This window comes from Sphingomonas sp. P3_C6 (assembly GCF_056402595.1).
Genome location: NZ_JBFUHB010000004.1, coordinates 58,931 through 78,559 on the forward strand (window position 1 = coordinate 58,931; position 19,629 = coordinate 78,559).

The window sequence follows — 19,629 nt, forward strand, 5'->3', positions numbered from 1 at the left end:
TGCAAGTCACTCGCAGTAGCGTTGCGGATCGCTCCTCAGCGTCGAGCGGCGCTCTGGACGATGTGCGAGATCACGGCGTGGCGAGGGTGCCCGCGACCTGTTCGCGCCTTACCAGCCAATAAACCGGAAGGCCCAGCAGCAGCAGCGCCAGTCCCCAAAGGTCGGCCTTGAGGCCGAGGCCATAGACCATCCAGACGACGAACGCCGCGGCGATGGCGGCCGCGATGCGGAGCGGGATATCGCCGGGCAGCAGCCGGATCGCGGCGAGCGCGCAGGCGAGATAGGCAAGCATGCCGGAGGCGAGCGAGATCGAGGCGATGTCCTGGAAGAGCTGCCCCATCGAGCTGCTATAGTTCATCAGCGCGACGATGGTGACCAGTACGCCGGAGACGAGATGGGCGCGGGCCGGGGTGCCGCGCTTGCTCTCCTTCGCCAGCCAGCGGGGAAAGACGCCGCCCCGCGCCATTGCCCAGGGCACCTCGCCTTGCAGCAGGATGAAGCCGTTGAGCGCGCCGAACGCGCTGATCGCGGCGAACAGGGCGACGACCTCGGCGGTGCCCGATCCAAAACCGCGGCCCAGGAATTCGGCGATCGGCGAGGGAGAGGCGGCGGTGATCGCGGCCGGCATCAGGAACATCGTCGCGGCGGAGACCAGCACATAGACGAGGCCGGTCAGCATGGTGCCGATCAGCGTCACGCGCGGCACGACATAGGCTGCGTTCTCGACCTTGTCGGCCGGGACGGTCGCCGATTCGACGCCCAGAAATCCCCAGAAGGTGATCGCGGCTGCACCGGCGATGGCGCCCGCGCCGAGCGGCACCGGTGTGCTCGGCGCGATGGCCGCGCTGCCGTCGCGCAGCAGCAGCCAGGCGGCGAGCAGGATGACGGCGACCAGCGGCAGAAGTTTCAGCACGGTGGTGACGAACTGCACCTTGCCGGCCAGCGCCACACCGCGAATGTTGACGGCGATCAATAGCCAGATCGCCGTCAGCGCGGCGATGGCCGGGAGGCCCTGGGTCGATCCGAGTGCGGGGAAGATCAGGCTGAGCGCGCTGACCAGCGCGACGGCGACGGCGGCATTGCCGCACCAGATCAGCACCCAATAGCTCCACGCCACGGCAAAGCCCGCTACGGGGCCGAAGGCAGCCCGGGTAAAAGCATAGGGTCCGCCGGCGCAGGGCAATTTCGCGCCGAGCCGGGCGAAGACGAAGGCGAGGCACAGGGCGCCGCCGATGGTGACGAACCAGCCGATCATGCCGTTCCAGCCGAGCGGGGCGAGCGTCGCCGGCAGCATGTACACGCCCGATCCGATCATGTTGCCGACGACGAGCGCGAGACAGGTCCAGAAACCGAGTGCGGCGCGTGACGGCGATGCTGACATAAGGCCTGTTCTCCCCTGTTTCGTCACTCTACGGCTTGATCGGCGGCGCGCACCATGTTTCTTGGTGCCACCCACATGGCAAGCATCACCCCCTCGCAATCCGCCTGGCAGCCGCAGAGCAATCGCTGGCCGCCGCGTCTTATCGAGGCAGCGCTGGCGCTGCACGACAATGAATTGTCGGTCGCCGAGCCGCTGCTGCGCGCGCACCTGAAGGAAGATCCGTTCGACGTCGCCGCGATCCGTATGCTCGCGGAGCTGGCCGGGCGGATCGGGCGGTACAAGGACGCCGAAACGCTGCTGCGTCGCGCGCTTGAACTGTCGCCGGACTTCACCGCGGCGCGCGCGAACCTCGCCATCGCGCTCTACCGGCAGAACAGGCCGGCCGAGGCGATCGCCGAGCTCGATCTCGTCCTGGAGGACGAGCCGGACAATCCCGGCCATGCCAATCTGAAGGCGGCGGCGCTGGGGCGGATCGGCGGGTTCGACGAGGCGATCGAACTCTATGAGTCCGTGCTGAAGGACGCGCCGAAACAGCCGCGCGTCTGCATGAGCTACGGACATATGCTCAAGACCGTCGGCCGCCAGGCGGACGGCATCGCCGCCTATCGCAAGGCGCTGGCACTGGCGCCCGAACTGGGCGAGGCGTGGTGGAGCCTCGCCAATCTGAAGACGGTGAAGTTCGACGAGGCCGACATCGCGGCGATGCAGGCCGCTCTGGCGCGCGACGACATCTCGGACGAGGACCGGTTTCATCTCGATTTCGCGCTGGGCAAGGCGTTCGAGGACCGGAAGAACGCCGCTGCCGCGTTCGGTCATTATGCCGTCGGGAATGCCCTGCGTCGGACGAAGATCGTCTATGAGGCGGACGAGACCGAAGCATTTGTCGACCGCAGCATCAGGCTCTTCACACCTGACTTCTTTGCGGTGCGTGCAGGGCAGGGGAGCACCGCGCCAGATCCGATCTTCATCCTCGGCATGCCCCGCGCCGGGTCGACCCTGGTCGAGCAGATCCTGTCGAGTCATCCGCTGGTCGAGGGGACGTCCGAACTGCCGGACATTCCGGCCCTGGCGCTGCGCATCGCCGATTATCCGCTGGGCGTAGAAACCCTGTCAGCGTCGCGCCTGCGCGAGCTTGGGGAGGAATATCTGCGCCGGGCGAGCGTGCAGCGGCGCACCGACCGGCCCTTCTTCATCGACAAACTGCCCAACAACTGGGCGCATCTGCCCTTCATCCACCTGATCCTGCCCAATGCGAAGATCGTCGACGCCCGGCGCCATCCGCTCGGTTGTTGCTTCTCCAACTATAAGCAGCACTTCGCGCGGGGGCAGGCGTTCAGCTACGCGCTCGACGATATGGGGCGCTATTATCGCGACTATGTGCGGCTGCTGGCGCATGTGGACACGGTCCTGCCTGGTCTGGTCCACCGCGTGATCTATGAGCGCATGGTCGACGATACCGAGCAGGAGGTGAGGGATTTGCTCGCCGCCTGTGGGCTGGAATTTGACGCGGCGTGCCTCGATTTCCACAAGACCGAACGCGCGGTACGCACCGCCAGCTCGGAGCAGGTGCGCCAGCCGATCTTCCGCGAAGGCACCGAAAGCTGGAAGTCGTTCGAGCCGTGGCTCGATCCGCTGAAAGCCGCGCTCGGTGATGTCCTCACCAGCTATCCGGAAGTGCCGGACGCCATCTGAACGTTGCAAAACTGTCACGATCCGGTGGTGAAATGATTTTGCGCGCCGCACCCGATTGACGGATGTTGCGAGTGCGAACAGCATCCGTCCCAGACACATAATATCGGGGGCCTACGATGCTCGTTACCAAGCGTAAACTCGCCGTCGCCGCCTTGCTCGCGTCCGTCGCCAGCATCGGCACACCTGCCTTTGCGCAGTCCGCCGATACGCAGGAAGCGGCCGCATCAGGCCAGGATGACATCATCGTCACCGCGCAGAAGCGCGAAGAGAATATCCAGAACGTGCCGATCAGTATCCAGGCGATCGGCACGAAGAAGCTGGACCAGCTCAACATCGGCAACTTCGCCGAATATTCGCAGCTTCTGCCGTCCGTGTCCTTCCAGGCGATCGGCGGGACGCCGGGGACCAATGTCGTCTATATGCGCGGCGTGGCATCGGGTGGCGACGGCAACCATTCCGGTTCGCTGCCCTCGGTCGGCGTGTATCTCGACGAACAGCCCGTCACCACGATTGGCGGCAATCTGGACGTCCATGTCTATGACATTGCGCGTATCGAGAGCCTCGCCGGGCCGCAGGGCACGCTTTACGGCGCCTCGTCGGAAGCCGGCACGATCCGCATCATCACCAACAAGCCCGATACGAGCGGTTTCTACGGCCGCATGGATGGGGAGGTGAACACGGTCCACAAGGGCGGCGTCGGCGGCAAGCTGGAGGGTATGATCAACGTGCCGCTCTCGCAGGATATCGCCTTCCGCGCGGTCGGCTTCTACCAGCGCGACGCCGGCTATATCGACAATATCCCCGGCTGCCGCAGCTTCCTGCCGGAAACCAATCCGCTCGGCTGCACCGCGACCAACGGCGGCATCGTCGTCAACAATTCGAAATTCGTCGAGAAGAACTATAATGATACCGAGCTATGGGGTGGCCGTGCCGCGCTGAAGATCGACCTCGACGACAATTGGACGGTCACGCCGACTGCGATCTACCAGGATACGCGCTCGCACGGCAGCTATGGCTATGATCCCAGGCTCGGCGACCTGAACGTCCAGCATTTCTTTCCGGAATATCGGCGTGATCGCTTCATCCAGGCGGCGCTGACGATCGAGGGCAAGCTCGGCAATTGGGACCTGACCTATGCCGGCGCCTATCTCGACCGGAAGACCTTCTCCTCGACCGATTACACCGATTATGCCGAGCAATATGACAATCTTTATTCGTCGGTCGGCGGCATCGCGAGCTATTTCTATTTCAACAACGCGGCTGGCAACAGGATCGACCCGCGCCAGAATGTGATCGGCAGCGATCACTTCAAGAAGATGAGCCAGGAATTTCGGGTATCCTCACCGCAGAGTGAGCGTTTCCGCGTCACAGCCGGCGCATTCTATCAGCGGCAGAGCAACCTGATCCATCAGGACTATCAGGTGCCGGGCCTCGCCCCCGAACTTTCGGTAAACGGTTCCCCGGGCACCTTGTGGCTGACGCAGCAGCATCGCGTCGACAAGGATTACGCGATGTTCGGGGAGGCGGCGTTCGACATCCTGCCGAACCTGACGCTGACCGCCGGCGGGCGTGCCTATATCTACGACAACTCACTGATCGGATTCTTCGGTTTCGGACGTAACCCGGGCAACGGTTTCTCCGATGGGCCGCCCAACGCGGCGGGCAGCAACCGCACCGGCGTCGCGCAGTGCTTCACCACTGCCGGCGACCGGCTGTATGACCGCGACACCGATACCTATAGCAGCTCGCGCACGCTGCTTCCGGCGGCGGTGGCGGGCAGCCCCTGCACCAATCTGGCGGTCTATGCCGCCGGGCGTGGGCTGCAGCCGGTCAATACCCAGGGCCAGGGCTTCACCCACAAGCTCAACCTGACCTGGAAGCCGGTTCAGGACGTGCTGCTCTATGGCACATGGTCGCGCGGCTTCCGGCCGGGCGGCATCAATCGCCGCGGCACCATTCCGCCCTATGCGGCCGATTTCCTGACCAATTACGAGATCGGCTGGAAGACGACGCTGGCCGGTGGCAAGCTGCGCTTCAACGGCGCGATCTATCAGCAGGAATGGAAGGCATTCCAATTCTCCTTCCTCGGCCAGAACAGCTTCACCGAGATCCATAACGGACCGGATGCGCGCATCCGCGGCGTCGAGATGGATGCCAACCTCAACCTCGGGCCGCTCGTGCTGACGGCGGCAGGTTCCTACACCGACGCGAAGACCAAGAAGAATCTGTGCCTGTTCGACGATCCCAGCTTTGCCTGCACCCTGCCGGGGCCGGGAGGTGAGTCCAATCTTGTCTCGGCGCCGGCGGGCACGCGGTTGCCGGTTACGCCGCAGGTCAAGATCAACGGGACGGCGCGCTACACCTTCGATGTCGGTACGCTGAAGCCCTATATCCAGGCGCTGGTCGCGTATCAGAGCTCGGCATCGTCGGATATCCGCACCGCGGTCGTTCAGACGGGTACGTTGACGGTGGTCAATCCGGCCGCGCTGCAAGGGCGCCTGCCGGCGTTCACGACGGCCAATTTTGCGGTGGGCACCGAATTCTCCAACTACTCGCTGGAGGTCTTCATCCAGAACGCATTCGACGAGCGCGGTCAGCTGTCGCGCTTCCAGGAATGCGGGAGCTGCTCGCAACGCCCCTATGTCGTGCCGGTCACCCCGCGCACGATCGGCATCAGGGCCGGCGCGAAGTTCTGATCTGGCATGATGAAATGGGGCGGCCCGCACTGCCGGTCGCCCTTTTTCATACGTCGGTCGACAGCGTACGTCCGAGCTTAAAACGCACATTGATACCGGTGTCACCCGCTGCCATACTGACTTGAAGGAAGGCTGACATAATCGCCTCCCATGCAGGAGAGAGCGCGTGACATTGGCCCTTCGCACGTCTTGGATCGCCTTGGGGATGGCATTGGCGGCCGGCAGCGCGCACGGCGAGACGCCGCCCGACTCGACCGGGCTGTTGTTCCGCGCCTCGGCAGACAAGAGTCTGGTCGCCGACCGTGCGGGCGGCGACGCCGAGCCCAACTTCCAGAGCAATGTCGCGATCGTGCCGACCGGCAAGTCGGGTGGAGCGATCCAGTGGGAAGATGACGGCTATGTCGCCTGGCGTGCGCCGGGCAACATTTATGCCCAGCGCGGTACGCTCTCCTTCTTCTGGCGGCCGCGCACGCCGGTGGGCGAAGCACCTTTTGTAATCTTCCGCGTCGGTTTCGCCGATCATTCGAGCTGGGACATGGCGTTCCTGCGCATCGACTGGAACGGGCACGGCTTCGACGCCTTCGTGACGGATGCGAACCTCGCGCGTAGCCGAGTGTCGTTCCGCATCGATCAGCTGCCTGCCGCCGACCAATGGAAGCATATCGCTTTTTCCTGGGACGAGGGCGTCGGCGTCCGGCTGTTCGTCGACGGCAGGGAAGTCGCCCGCAAGGATGGCAAGGCAAACCTCGATTCAGGGCTCGACCAGTTCGGTCTGGCCGGGCGGATCATCTCGCCGCACCAGGTGCAGAGCCGGTATCACTTCATGCGCGGCAGCGATCTCGACGAGATCCGCGTGTACGATCATATGCTCGGCGCGACCGATGTGGCGGCACTGGCCGCCAATCGGGAGCCAGCCGCCGCACCCGGTGGTTCCGATGCATCGCGGAGAACGGCATGGCTGCATCGTTTCGGCTGGGACACGGCGTCGCCACCGGGGCTGACCAGCGACATCACCAGCATCCGCAAGGTCGAGTTCGCCGATGCGAAGGACCTGAAGCAGCGGAACTGGAAGGGGATCGACGGCATCCCGGAAACGACCTGGCCGGGCGTCTACAACCGGTCGCGGTTGTCGGGGCGGACCGACTATTTCATCCTGCCCGACTGGAACACCTATGTCGACGGCGGCAAGGCTTATGACCTGACCATACCCGTCGGCGTGCCGTTCAACCGGGTCGAGATCCGCGGCGCCGCCTATGGCGCGCTGACTTGGTCGGGCGACGGCACGTCATACACGACGCTGAGCCGGCGACCGCAGGGCGAGGCGCGGAGCTTCGACAGTTTCGGGCGCAAGACCGGGGGCACGCTGCGTTTCGCCAACACGGCGCAGGAAACGCCGATCCAGGAAATCTGGGCCTATGATATCGGCGACACGCCCGAGCCCGAGGGCAGCTTCAAGCTGAGCTATTCGGTGCAGGCCAATGCCGCGCCGGCCTTTGCCGCCCTGTCGTCGCTCAACGCCTATATCGCCGGCCGCTATGCGCCTGACGAGCGCACCACCGTGGTCGCGCTGCCTGCCGGGGCATCGGCAGGACGTGCCGCCGCGGGCGCCGGCAATGCCGCCGCGACGGCCGCGGCCCAGCGTGTCGAGGGCGCGGCGCCGATCGTCCATGTCCTGATCCCGTCGGGCTTTGGCGAGGCCTTTGCCGGCAAGCCTTCGGCGCGGTCGTGGAATTATGGCTGGGAGAATGCCCATGACGGGCTCGATGGCATCGCGCTCGACATCCCGGCGCTGAAGGCGACAGCCGGTGCCGACGGCCTGATTCCGCTCAACATCCGGGTGAAGGACCCGATCTGGCCTGGCCGCGACATGATCGATGTGTCGGTCTCGGTACGGCCGGGGCAGAAACGGACATTGTGGCTCGACCTGCGCGACCGTATCCTGACCGACGACAGCCTGTTCCTGACCATCGCCTCTGCTGCCGCCGATTTCGGCGCGCAGTCGCTGGATGGCATGAAGGTGCGGCTGGTGTTCAAGGATCGCGCGGCGGCGCTGCCCGAGCATATCGCCGACCGCTTCAACCAGGTGAAGGACAATTGGGGCTTCCTGGTCGAGGAGCACACCTCGTCCAAGCGCGCCGGCCTCTATCGTCGCCTCTATACCGACGTCTCGGACCTGTTGCGGGTCGACCCGAACAATGTCGAGGGGCGGCGTTACTGGGCCGATATCAGCTACGGCGATCAGAACCTTCCCGCCTTCACTCAACCTCAGGCGCCTGCCGGCGTGCCGCTGTGGGCGTTCCGGCAGCTCGAGGACCTGAAGCTGGTCCGTCAGTTCGTGACCTGGTGGATCGACAACCGTCAGGTACAGTATGGCGATTTCGGTGGGGGCATCTCGGACGACACCGATCTGGTGCAGCAATGGCCTGGTCTCGCGCTGATGGGCGTGGAGCCGGACAAGATCAACGCATCGGTCCGGGCGCTGTCGGACGCCGTCTATGCCAATGGTATGATGACCAACGGTCTGGGTACGATCACGACTGACGAGCTCCATGCCTATGAGGAAGGCATGAACAGCGACGCCGAGCGGCTCTATCTCAACTGGGGTGAGCCCAGGGCGGTCGAGCGGCTGATGGCGACGACCAGGGCGCTAAGCGGCGTACTCCTGAAGAACCCGGCCGGGCACCTCCACTTCGCCAGCAACTGGTATGGCGGGCAGAAGATGTACCGCGAGGGGCCATGGGAATGGCAGAAGCCCTACAGCTTCACCGTGATGCATGGCCCGATCCTGATGGGGCTCTACAACGGCAATCCTGCCGCGCGCGGACTGGTAACCGGCGTGGTCGATGGCTGGATGGCGCATGGCAAGCAGGACAAGGACGGCAACTGGGTCTATCCGAACGAAATCAACTGGCGCACCGATGCGGAGCGCGTCGGCGATGGCGGCGGGGTCGCAACACCGTTGCAATCGGCTTGGGCGGCGTGGCGGTTCACCGGAGACGAGACCTATCTTCGCCCCATATTGGCGCGCACGGGGAAGAGCGGTCCCGGGTCGCTTGCCGACATCAACGAGAATGCGGTCGATGCGCTCGGACGCGAGAAGGACTGGGGCAAGACCCTGACTGGCAAAGCGTCCGGCGGTGGGGCGTTCGAGCGCTACGCAGCGTGGAACGCGAGCGGCGACACCAAGTGGCTCGATGCGCTGCATGCCGATGCGATCGCCGACAAGGCGCAACATCAGTACATGTACACCGAGGGCCATTGGTGGTCCGACCGGGTCGATCAACCCAACGAGATCCTGCAGCGCGAGCGGCTTGGCGGGGTGGCCCTGCGCCGCAATCAGAGCTGGCCGGGCAACAGCGTGAGCTGGCGTTTTGCCGAGGCGGGTGCGGCGGAACAGGTCGCGATCCTGGTGCCGGGCGCGACGACGGGCAGGTTCAAGGTGACCGCCTGGAACACCAGCGGACGGCCGCAGAGCGCCGACATGACGGCCTGGAACGTGACAGCCGGGCGCTGGAAGATGACCGGACCTGCCGGTACGAGCGAGGTCGCGCTAGAGCGTAGTGCGTCGATCCCGCTGGTGTTTGCGCCGGGCGAAAACCAATTCGAGTTCGCGTTGGTGACACCGGGCCTCCCGACTGAGCAGAGAGCTGATCTCGGCATCGGTGTCGACGACATCGCGGTGGCGAAAAGGTTGGTGACGGTGACTGTGCATAGCCTCGGCGCGATCGACGCGGCGGGCGGGACGGTGTCGCTCGAGGATGCGGCAGGCAAGGTGCTCGCTACGGCTGCGGTGCCGCGATTGGCCGCACCGCTCGATCTTCAGCCCAGGATTGCGAAAGTGAAACTGAGCCTGCCGGCTGGCGTGGTACGGGTTCGAGTTGCGCTGGCGAAAGGCGCGCCCGAAACGACGCTGCTCAACAATGTCGTTGCGTTGCCTGCGAAATAGGGCGGGTCACATTCAACCGCGGGGCACCGGCTTGATTCAACGTCACCGCGAATCGTGGCAGCGTGGCATTGAACGGCGCCTTCCCGGAGACGTCGGCTCGCTCTTTCTCGACTTGAACAAGGGATATCCGGACAGGCTGATGCTGCCGATTAGTCGGCTGTTTGCTGGCTGTTATTCCGGAACAGCCAGAGTGGCGGCAAGGACTTGAAAGCACGTGGTAAATCCCGGATCGACATCCAACATAACAGCCAGAAAAAAATTATCGACCAGGAACAGCCAGAAATCCTGGCTCTTGTTGGATCCGATCCGAGTCCAGGGGCCCCTATAGGGTTGAGCGTCGCTTTACCTTGGTCGTGGTCGTCAGTTGATGGTCAGGCTGGCCCAAAAGCGCTCAGCGGCGGCGCCTTGCGGTGTGACCGGACGGAACAGGCCGATCTCGATCGGTACGTCCCAGTCGGGTCCTCCAGCGCGGACCAAGGCGTCGCTCGCCATGTCCTTCGCGGCGACCCCGACCGGAAGCCACGCGATGCCGTGCCCTTCGCGTGCCTTGGCGAGCAGGGTCGCTGCAAGCTGCGCGGAGAAGGCATTCTTCAGCGCCGGGGCGCGATCGGCGATGTGATGTGCCGCGAAAATCCGGCCGAGCCCGGACTCCTCGGTATAGGCAAGCAGGGGCAGGCTACCTTCAGTCTCATCGAGCGACCAGCGCGGCGCACCAACCGCATCCGGCGCCACGAGCGGAACCAGCGAATCCATGCCGACTGCGATCGAGGTGAAGCGGCTCGGCTCGAAGCGGCTCGCGGCCAATGCGTGGCGGTGACACAGCAGGAAGTGCGCCTGGCCCTGCATCATCAGCTCCTCGCAGGCGGCCAGCGTGTCGGAAAACAGGCGCATGGGGCCAATCGGTGCGCGTTGCTCGATCTGGCGTATCCAGCCAGGAAAGAACGTAAAGGCAAGCGCATGAGTCGCAGCGAAATGGAGCGTGATGGTGTCTCCGTCGCGGGCCTCGCCCGCCTGCCGCGAATCCCGGCGCAGCCGGTCGATCGTCTCGATCAGGCCTGCGACGCCGCGCTCGAACTCGAGACCGGCGCCCGTCAGCGTGACCCCGCCGGGCGACCGGGTGAATAAGGCAGTGCCGACCCACTCCTCGAGTGCGCGAATGCGGCGGCCAAAGGCTGGCTGGGCGATGCGGCGGGCTTCGGCGGCGCGCGAGAAGCTGCCGCTATCGGTAAGCGCCACGAAATCCTCGAGCCACGCCAGTTCCACTCTATGCCGACCTCGCAGTGCCCCCGATGCTCACCGACATAGCAGGGCCGGTCGCAGGGACCTAGCGGCGCGGCAGGTGCATATTCCCGATACAGGAGTCTGATGATGGCGGACGATACCAGTGGCATGATCAATCGGCGCGACGTGTTCGGCACCGCGCTTGTCGGCACCGCGGCGGCGCTGGTCGGCAGCGGCGACGCGGAGGCTGCGGCGCCGCCGAAATCGGCCGTACCCGACTGGCGGCGCGGTTACGACCATCAGCGCGTCGCCGATCTTGGTGACGGCCGCTTCCTCAATCCGCTGGTGGCGGGCGACCATCCGGATCCGGCGATCCTGCAGGATGGCAGCGACTATTACATGACCTTTTCCAGCTTCGATTCCTATCCGGGGCTGACGATCTGGCATTCGCGCGACCTGGTGAACTGGCAGCCGCGCACCGCCGCACTGACCCGCAATATCGGGTCGGTCTGGGCAGTTTCGCTGGAAAAGCATGACGGACGCTATTTCCTCTACATTCCGGTCAAGGCGACCCCGAACTCGATCTGGGTGATCTGGGCCGATCATATCGACGGGCCCTGGAGCGACCCGGTCGATCTTGGGCTGCATCGGCATATCGATCCCTGCCATGCCGTGGGCGAGGACGGATCGCGCTGGCTGTTCCTGTCGGGCGGTGACCGCATCCGGCTGAGCGCCGACGGCCTGGCGACGGTCGGGGAGGTCGAGCATGTCTATGACCCGTGGCGCTATCCCGACGATTGGGACGTGGAGGGCTTCTCGCCCGAAGGCCCGAAGCTGGTCCGTCACGTCGGCTGGTTCTACATGATCACCGCGGTGGGCGGCACCGCAGGCCCGCCGACCGGGCATATGGTGATCGCGGCGCGATCCCGGTCGATCCACGGCCCTTGGGAGAATTGCCCGCAAAACCCGCTGGTCCGCACCGTCGATAACGCCGAAAAATGGTGGTGCCGCGGTCATGCTTCGCTGGTGGAGGCGCCCGACAAGACCTGGTGGTCGATCTACCACGGTTATGAGAACGGCTTCTGGACGCTTGGTCGCCAGGCGCTGCTCGACCCGATCGAATGGACAGCCGACGGCTGGTTCCGGATGAAGGGCGGCGATCTCTCGTCGCCGATCGCGAAGCCCAAGGGCGGCCAGGCGTTGCCGCACGGCCAGCCTCTGTCCGACGACTTCAAGACGCTCGCGCTTGGCGGCAAGTGGAATTTCTTCAAGCCGCGGCCCGAGGAAAGCACCCGCGCGCGGGTCGAGAACGGGGCGCTGATCCTCACCGCCAGCGGCACGGCGCCGGTCGATTCATCGCCGCTGCTGCTGATCGCGGGCGACCTCGGCTATCAGTTCGAGTGCGATATCGAGATCGCGCCCGGCGGCACCGCGGGACTCGTGCTGTTCTATGACGAGAAGCTCTATTGCGGGCTCGGTTTCGATGAGAAGCGCTTCGTCACGCATCAATATGGCATCGAGCGCGGCAGGCCGGCCAATCCGCACGGGCGCAAGATGCGGATGCGGATCGCCAACAAGCGCCACATCGTCGCGATCCACACCAGCGGGGACGGCGGCAAGACCTGGGCGCGCTTCGATCGCGGGATGGAGGTGTCGGGCTATCACCACAATGTCCGTGGCGGCTTCCTGATGCTGCGGCCCGGGCTGTATTCGGCCGGAGCCGGCCAGGCGCGCTTCTCCAATTTCAGGTACCGCGCGCTGTAGCGATCTCAGGCGAAGCCCTGGGTTTTTGCCCATTCGATGAACAGTTCGGGCCATGCTTCGACCGGCTTGCCGATCGTCTTGCGCAGCCCGAAGCCGTGGCCGCCATTGGTGAACAGGTGAGTTTCGACCGTGATCCCCTGCGCCTTAAGCGCCGCGCGGAACAACAGGCTGTTCTCGACCGGCACGGTCGGGTCGTCCTCGGCATGGAGAAGGAAGCAGGGCGGGGTCTGTTTGGTGACATTGTCCGCCGGGGTGTGCGCGCGTTCCAGCTCTGGGCTGGCGTCCTTGCCGAGCAACTGCTCGCGTGAGCCGGCATGGGCGACCGGCAGGCTCATCGACTGCACCGCGTAGATCGGGGCGGCGACGAAAGGGCGGGCGCTGAGGCCGTCTGCAGCATCGACCGGATCATAGGTCTTCGCGGCGAAGCGTGTGGCGAGATCGCAACAGAGATGACCGCCGGCGGAAAAGCCCATCGCGGCGATGCGGTCGGGGTCGATCGCGAAATCCCGCGCGCGGGAGCGGATCAGCCGCATCGCGCGCTGCGCGTCCGATAGCGCCACATCGGGCCCGGCCTTCCATCCGTCGCCCGGCAGGCGATAGAATAGCACGAATACCGTGTAACCGCGCGCGCTGAGCCAGCGGGCGATCTCATACCCCTCCTTGTCGATCACGATGCGGGTATAGGCACCACCCGGCATCGCGAGCACAGCGGCGCCATTGGAAATGCGCGGTCGGAACACGACCAGGCGCGGACGGGTGATCCCGCGCACGGCACGGTCGGGGAGGTCGGGATCAGTGCTGCGTTGATCGACCGTCTCGACCGGCGGCACGGCAGGCATGCCCGGCGCGCCCTTCGGCCACAGGTCGATCGTCTCCACCGGATCCGGCAGGCCGGGCACTGGCGTGTCGCCGGCCTTGGCCGGAGGGGGCGTTTGCGACCGCGCGCTTGCCGCAAGGCTCGCTGCCAGGGTTCCAAGGATCAGGTCGCGACGATCGAACATGAAACCTCCGGGAAAAAGAAACGGACGCCGCCCTATCAGGCAGCGTCCGTCAGGATAGTCCAAGGGGAGACGGACTTACATCTTCACGCGCGCACCAACCAGGATGGTGCGGCCGAAATGGTTGTTCTCATAACTCCGGTTCGCGTCGGAATCGTTGTAACGGTAACGATATTCGTCGGTCAGATTCACACCCTCGACTGACATTTCCAGCCATTCAGTGAAGCGATAACGCACCGAGGCATCGATGTTGATCGTCGAGCCATAACCTTCGAACAGGTTACCGTTGGCGCTGCCCTGGTCGACATAGGGACCGCGGTAGCTGACCGAGCCGCGCGCGCTGAACTTTTTGTCCTCATAATAGAGCGTACCGTTTATCGCCGTCTTCGACAGTCCGTACAGAGTCGACGTGCGTGTCGTGGCGACGTTTGGCCCGAACGCGCCGGTCGCGGTTTTCACCACCGCCACCGGGCCGGCCAGCGTGTAGGATGCGGTCGATTCGATGAAGGTGGCGTTGGCAATGCCGCCGAAGTTCGAGAGGAAACCGGGCAGGAATTTGAACGGTGCCTGGATGGACAGTTCGATGCCCTTCAGGCTCGCACCCGTCCCGTTCACATTGCCTGTAATGGTGTAAATCTGGTTCGGATCGAAGTTGATATAGGCCGGTGAACTGGTGGGCAGCACCGATTTGGGGAGGCCGGTCGAGGCGAAGGTGCCACTAAAGGTCTGCGCGACCGGAAAGCTGTCCACATTCTTTTTGAACACCGCGACCGATGCGACCGACTGGGGCGCGAAATACCATTCGAGCGCGAGATCATACGCGGTGGCGCGGAACGGATCGAGCTGCGGATTGCCGAAGGTGATTCGATAGTTGAACCCGTCGACCGAGCCGCCTGGCGTCAGATTACCCAATGTAGGACGCGTGATGACCCGCGAGATCGCACCTCGCAACACGACGCTTTCCGTCGGGAACAGGGCGACGTTCAGTGACGGCAGCCAGTCGTCATAGTCCCGTGTGACCGTTACGCCGGTTCCGCTGTTCAACCCGAACGAAGACTGGTCCGTGTGGGCATAGCGGACACCTGCGTTGGCTGCGTAGCGAAGGCCGAAAATATCGCCCTTCACATCGACCTGGAAATAGCCGCCCTTGACGGTTTCCGTGACGCTGCGGGTATTGCCTGCATCGACCAGCGGGGTCCGATTATATAGCTTGGTGAGCGCAGCTGCGGCATCGATGTTCGGGACGAGCCAGCTCGTCGTCGTGCCGGACGGCTGGCCGGCGTCGCCCAGATGGACAGTGTCGGACAGGGCCGAGGTCGCCTGGAAGCCGTAGACCGCCGTTGGTCCGAACAAGGTGCTGGGTGAGCAGGAGAGGGTACCCAGCACAAGATCGGCGCCGCCATTGCCGCATACTGCCGTGTCGCGCAGGAAGCCTGCGGTGTTGAAGCTGAACCGACGATACACCGCGCCAGCCTTGAGCTTGAAGCCGTCGACCACGTCCCATTCGGTACGGAGTTGCGCCGTGCGGAACTTGTTGGTCGTATTCGATGGACGATCGCGGATTTCCGCGAGCTGGAAATTCGCCGGATCGGTCACGCTCGTGCCAAAGGTGAGCAGCGGACTGGCCGCGTTACGATAATCATATTTGTAACCGGCCGCGTCGCGATCGTCATAGACGAAGGTCGTTTCCACCGGAATATCAGCGTTGGACTTCGAGAAGCCGCCGAGCAGGGTGAAGCGGAACGTGTCGGTCACATCCTGATCCCAGCTGCCGCCGAGCTGATAGAATTCGGTCTGTGACTTGCGCAGATAATGCTCGGTGCGGACCCACGCGTCGTCCAGGGTGGCCGCGATCATGTTGTTGTTGCTGTCATACACAGGGTTGAGAACGTTGATCGAGCGCTCGTTGCTCCGCAGCAGGACTTCGGCCCACTTCTCTTCGCGATCTTCCTTGAAACGGGAATAGAGGCCGTCGATCGAGATCTTGGTCGAGTCCGTCGGCGCGAACTGTACGCTGGCGGTGATGCCGAGCCGTTCGCGCCGGTGATCGACCACGCCGTAGCGCGGGATACGCGGATGGAAGCTCAGCGCGGCCTTGTCGCAAGCAGCGCTCTGGAAATAGGTGCCGCCCGCATTGGGGCGTGCTGTCGTCGCATTGCCGCCGGCACCCGTGTTGAAGAAGCAGGGCGTTCCGTCGACCGAGTCGAAGCGTGCCTGTGTCCAGCGAACCGAATTGTTGCCCAACTCCAGGGTGTTGATCTTCGAATAGGCGGCGGAAACCGATGCGCCGAACGTGCCGGCATCGTTGCGCCACGACAGCAACCCGGCAAAGCGCGGGCCGACATTGTTGCTTAGATCGTTATAGGATGCCTGGGCGGAGAGGGCGCCTGTAAAGCCGGCCTTGCCAGCGAGCGGGTTGCCCGTGTTCAGATCGACCACCGCGCCGAGCGAGCCTTCGTCGAGCGACGCCTCGGCAGTCTTGTGGACGACCAGCGAACTGAACAGTTCGGAGGCGAACACGTTGAAATCGAACGCGCGGTCGCGGTTGGCGCTCGCGCCGTCGCTCGAGGTCGCGACCGTCTCCATGCCGTTGACGCGGACTCGGGTGAATTGCGCGCCAAGGCCGCGAACGGTGATCGCGCGGCCTTCGCCGCCGTCACGCTGGATCGTGATGCCCGGGATGCGCTGCAGCGATTCGGCGAGATTCTGGTCGGGGAACTTCGCGATATCCTCAGCGACGATCGCGTCGACGGAGGAAACCGAGTCGCGCTTCAAGCTCAGGGCCTGCTCGAGAGAGCGGCGGAAGCCGGTAACGACGATGTCCTGCTCGTTGGTTGCTGGCACGTCCTGCGCCGGGGTCTCCTGCGTCACGACTGGCTGGGCGGAGGCTGGAACGGCCGCCGCCGGTTCGGTCGCCTTGAGTTCCGCTGCGACCGCGGCGGCCGGCATCAACAGGCCGATCGCCAGTGCACCGAGCGACGCGCCTGCAATGTTGCGCGAAATCGTGCCCCGCGAAGCCCGAACTGAATTCCCCATTTAACCACTCCCCACCTGCGTCGCTTTGCGACGTTACTGACACCGGTAGCCGGATAGAGCGGTCAACTGCTCATCCGGTCCGTCGGCACGTCGGGAGAGGGGAGGCCATGACGCGGCCAGCGATTCGCCCTCTCCTTCGGTGACCAATCTCGGTTGATCTTCGACTATAACTTGTCGTCTTTGGTAACCGGTGTCAATGGTCATGGACAATGATCTGTATCAGTCTCCACGAGCGACGCCCCGCCCCTATGGCGGGCTTCTGGAGGCGCTTAGGTTCCGGGCTGGATGTAAGGGATGCGGGCGAACAGCTCGCGCTGCCATTGGCGCGGATCATTCTCAATATGGCTGCGCGTATCGAAGATCATCGTCGGGCGACGGATCAGGTCATAGACCGGCCATTTCGGCAGGCCGGCGTGGTTCGGATTGCCGGTCGTGGTAAAGGCAACGAAACTGTCCTGCATCGCGGTCGAGGCGGCGCGGGCATCGGCCGCGGTCCCGGTCTGAGAGCCCTTCGCGCTCAGCGTGCCGAAGACCAGAGCGATATCGAGCGAATGAAAGGCGCCGCGCCGCGGCTCCGTGCGCGAGGCGAAGTCGAGCTGATAGACCCAGGCATTGGTCTTCGCCTGCGCTCGGGCCTCTGCCTCGATCACCTGGCCGCGCCAGCTACGGCCGGCGGTGGTCGCTTGATAGAACACGTCCGTGGGCGACCATTCCGGGAATTTAGCGCGATATTCCGCGACCACCCATTCTGGTAGCGCGTCGACGCGCAGCTCGGGCGTCATGCGCTCGGCGAGATTGTCCCAGTTCAGGTCCTGCATGCGGGGCGATTCCGGCGGCACGAAAGCGCGCGTCTCGTCATGCGTATTGCCGAGGATCATCGGGATTGCGTTGGACTGCGGATTGGCACCCGGCCAGAAGGGGTGGCGGACCAGCCATTTCATGTCGAGCACCGGCCCGAAATAGACGCCGCCGCCAAGGATCGGGTCCGTCGCGTCGAGCCCCGCGACGAGCTTCTCTATCGGCATGGTCAGCAGCGCCGATAGATCGGCCGCGCCGAGCCTGGCGAGATAGGCCTGGGCCCGGCGCGTGGCGTTGAGCGGGCCGGAAGCCGTCACCTGCTGGCCGCTCATCGTCGCGGCACGGTGGAACAGGCCCTTGGCGGCGGACATGCCCATCATGGTCGCGATCTTCGCACCGCCGCCCGATTGCCCGAACACCATGACGCGTGACGGATCGCCGCCGAACGCGGCGATATTGTCGCGCACCCATTGCAGCGCGAGGATCAGGTCGAGCTGGCCGGCATTGCCGCTGTCGGGGAATCGCGGGTCAAGCCGCGAGAGATAGAGATAGCCGAAGGCGTTGAGCCGGTGGTTGACGGTAACCACCACGACGTCGCCGCGAGCGGCAAGCAGCTGCCCGTCGTTCAGCGGATCGGTGCTGCTCCCGTTCGAATAGGCGCCGCCATGGATGTAGAGCATCACCGGCTTCTTCGCCGCCGGGTTCGCCTCGGCGGTCCAGATGTTCAGGAACAGGCAGTCCTCGCTCTGCGCGCCGTACCGATCGTCCTTTTGCGGCGCTACCGGGCCGAATTCCAAGGCGGCAATGGTCTTGCCCGGGTTGGATTCGGGCCTTGGTGCCCGGAAGCGCCCGGCGCGGCCGTAACGGATACCGCGAAAGCCGAGCACGCCGCCTTCCAAACGCCCGGTGAAGTAACCCGAAGGTGCCCTGACCGAAGCCGGGGGCGCAGCGCGTGCCGATCCGGCGAGGATCAGGGCCGCGCCGGCGCCGATCACGCCGCGCCGGGAGAATCCATCAGCGTCTGACATCCAGTCCACCCGCAAGATAGGCGTCGATATCAGCCTGGCGGAACAGGCTGGCATCGCCCGGGAGCGAATGCTTCAGCGCAGTGAGGGCAAGGCCGGTACGGGCCGCCTCCGCAATATCGTCGCCGCGGCGCAGCGCGTGGAGCACGCCGACCGCAAAGGCATCGCCGGCGCCGATCCGGTCCACGATGCCGGCCAGCAATACCTCGTCGGTCTGGGCATGTTCGCCGCGGCCGTCGATCCGGGCGGAGAGACGGTGCCGGTCGGCATCCTCGACATGGCGTGCGGTGGACGCGATCAGCTTGAGCTTGGGGAAGGCGGCAAAGGCTGCCTCGGACGAGGCAAGCCGGCGGTCCTCGCCATCGCCGCCGAAATCCTTGCCGAGCAGCAAGGCGATATCGCGGTGGTTGCCGAACATGATGTCGGCATGCTGCACCAATTGGGTCAGCACGGCGCGCGGATCGCTGTCCCAGCTTTCCCAGAGGCGCGCACGGTAATTGCCGTCGAACGAGATCGGCACGCCGCGCGCGCTGGCGGCTTCGGCAGCGGCGATGGCGGCTTCAGCGGGAACCGGGCCAAGGGCAGGGGTGATGCCGGAGAGATGAAGACGGTCGGCGCCGGCGAGCAGCGTGTCCCAGTCCCAGGCGCTGGCCGGTGCCTCGGCGAAGCTCGAGCCAGCACGGTCATAGACCACGTCGGTTGCGCGCATACCGGCGCCGCTCGTGACGAAATACAGTCCCATGCGATGGCCGCCGAAGCGGATGCCCGAGCAATCGACGCCGTTGGCCCGCATGCCGGAAATGGCGGCGCGGCCGAGATCATTGTCGGGAACGGCGCTGACCATGCCGACATCGTGGCCGAGACGGGCCAGCCCGCTCGCCACATTGGCTTCGGCGCCGGCGATCCACACGTCGAACCTGGGTGTCTGAAGAAGCAATTCGCGTCCCGGGGGCGAGAGGCGCAGCATGATTTCACCGAAGGCGACAAATTTGGCCATGACAGTTCCGCTTATCCTTCCGCCTTCGCCCGTTCGAAGGCCGGCGCTTCCTGTGGAGGAAAGGACCGGGCTTCG

The 19,629-nt window shown here is 64.7% G+C and carries 10 protein-coding genes; 4 read left to right on the forward strand and 6 right to left on the reverse strand.

All coding sequences use genetic code 11. The annotated features are described in order from the left end of the window. Positions 1 to 70: 70 nt before the first annotated feature. Complete coding sequence (locus AC1DT7_RS06590) at positions 71 to 1,381, reverse strand: amino acid permease (RefSeq protein WP_478035045.1); 1,311 nt, start codon at positions 1,379 to 1,381, stop codon at positions 71 to 73. A gap of 75 nt (positions 1,382 to 1,456) precedes the next feature. On the opposite strand from AC1DT7_RS06590, the gene AC1DT7_RS06595 reads away from it, so the two are divergent. The 3 genes from AC1DT7_RS06595 to AC1DT7_RS06605 all read left to right on the forward strand — a co-directional run bounded on the left by AC1DT7_RS06595 (position 1,457) and on the right by AC1DT7_RS06605 (position 9,715). Continuing rightward, positions 1,457 to 3,073 carry a tetratricopeptide repeat-containing sulfotransferase family protein gene (locus AC1DT7_RS06595; protein WP_478035046.1) on the forward strand — a complete coding sequence of 539 codons (1,617 nt, stop codon included), beginning with the start codon at positions 1,457 to 1,459 and terminating at the stop codon, positions 3,071 to 3,073. Positions 3,074 to 3,189: 116 nt separating this feature from the next. Then, the gene (locus tag AC1DT7_RS06600) at positions 3,190 to 5,769 is read left to right on the forward strand and encodes a TonB-dependent receptor (RefSeq protein ID WP_478035047.1); all 2,580 of its coding nucleotides are present in this window, start codon (positions 3,190 to 3,192) and stop codon (positions 5,767 to 5,769) included. 205 nt (positions 5,770 to 5,974) lie between these two features. After that, entirely contained in the window at positions 5,975 to 9,715 is a 3,741-nt protein-coding gene (locus tag AC1DT7_RS06605) for a LamG-like jellyroll fold domain-containing protein (RefSeq protein WP_478035351.1), read from the forward strand. Positions 9,716 to 10,075: 360 nt separating this feature from the next. On the opposite strand, the gene AC1DT7_RS06610 is transcribed toward AC1DT7_RS06605, so the two are convergent. Then, positions 10,076 to 10,978 carry a LysR family transcriptional regulator gene (locus tag AC1DT7_RS06610; protein ID WP_478035048.1) on the reverse strand — a complete coding sequence of 301 codons (903 nt, stop codon included), beginning with the start codon at positions 10,976 to 10,978 and terminating at the stop codon, positions 10,076 to 10,078. Positions 10,979 to 11,083: 105 nt separating this feature from the next. Here AC1DT7_RS06610 and AC1DT7_RS06615 point away from each other — a divergent pair, with 105 nt between their 5' ends. Next, complete coding sequence (locus tag AC1DT7_RS06615) at positions 11,084 to 12,700, forward strand: family 43 glycosylhydrolase (RefSeq protein ID WP_478035049.1); 1,617 nt, start codon at positions 11,084 to 11,086, stop codon at positions 12,698 to 12,700. 5 nt (positions 12,701 to 12,705) lie between these two features. Here AC1DT7_RS06615 and AC1DT7_RS06620 read toward each other — a convergent pair whose 3' ends face one another. The 4 genes from AC1DT7_RS06620 to AC1DT7_RS06635 all read right to left on the reverse strand — a co-directional run bounded on the left by AC1DT7_RS06620 (position 12,706) and on the right by AC1DT7_RS06635 (position 19,554). Beyond that, positions 12,706 to 13,701, reverse strand: a complete 996-nt coding sequence (locus tag AC1DT7_RS06620) for an alpha/beta hydrolase (protein WP_478035050.1) — start codon at positions 13,699 to 13,701, stop codon at positions 12,706 to 12,708. A gap of 75 nt (positions 13,702 to 13,776) precedes the next feature. Beyond that, entirely contained in the window at positions 13,777 to 16,734 is a 2,958-nt protein-coding gene (locus tag AC1DT7_RS06625; RefSeq protein WP_478035052.1) for a TonB-dependent receptor, read from the reverse strand. Between the two features lie 269 nt (positions 16,735 to 17,003). Further along, on the reverse strand, positions 17,004 to 18,560 hold the full coding sequence (locus tag AC1DT7_RS06630) for a carboxylesterase/lipase family protein (RefSeq protein ID WP_478035054.1): 1,557 nt from the start codon (positions 18,558 to 18,560) through the stop codon (positions 17,004 to 17,006). Then, the gene (locus tag AC1DT7_RS06635) at positions 18,547 to 19,554 is read right to left on the reverse strand and encodes a sugar kinase (protein WP_478035056.1); all 1,008 of its coding nucleotides are present in this window, start codon (positions 19,552 to 19,554) and stop codon (positions 18,547 to 18,549) included. Before AC1DT7_RS06635 ends, AC1DT7_RS06630 begins: the two co-directional genes overlap by 14 nt. Positions 19,555 to 19,629: the final 75 nt, after the last annotated feature.

What these genes read in the sequence shown, in the direction of transcription:
- AC1DT7_RS06590 (WP_478035045.1), bottom strand. Translation starts at nt 1,381, where the DNA reads ATGTCAGCATCGCCGTCACGCGCCGCACTCGGTTTCTGGACCTGTCTC.
- AC1DT7_RS06595 (WP_478035046.1), top strand. Translation starts at nt 1,457, where the DNA reads ATGGCAAGCATCACCCCCTCGCAATCCGCCTGGCAGCCGCAGAGCAAT.
- AC1DT7_RS06630 (WP_478035054.1), bottom strand. Translation starts at nt 18,560, where the DNA reads ATGTCAGACGCTGATGGATTCTCCCGGCGCGGCGTGATCGGCGCCGGC.
- AC1DT7_RS06625 (WP_478035052.1), bottom strand. Translation starts at nt 16,734, where the DNA reads ATGGGGAATTCAGTTCGGGCTTCGCGGGGCACGATTTCGCGCAACATT.
- AC1DT7_RS06635 (WP_478035056.1), bottom strand. Translation starts at nt 19,554, where the DNA reads ATGGCCAAATTTGTCGCCTTCGGTGAAATCATGCTGCGCCTCTCGCCC.
- AC1DT7_RS06620 (WP_478035050.1), bottom strand. Translation starts at nt 13,701, where the DNA reads ATGTTCGATCGTCGCGACCTGATCCTTGGAACCCTGGCAGCGAGCCTT.
- AC1DT7_RS06615 (WP_478035049.1), top strand. Translation starts at nt 11,084, where the DNA reads ATGGCGGACGATACCAGTGGCATGATCAATCGGCGCGACGTGTTCGGC.
- AC1DT7_RS06605 (WP_478035351.1), top strand. Translation starts at nt 5,975, where the DNA reads ATGGCATTGGCGGCCGGCAGCGCGCACGGCGAGACGCCGCCCGACTCG.
- AC1DT7_RS06600 (WP_478035047.1), top strand. Translation starts at nt 3,190, where the DNA reads ATGCTCGTTACCAAGCGTAAACTCGCCGTCGCCGCCTTGCTCGCGTCC.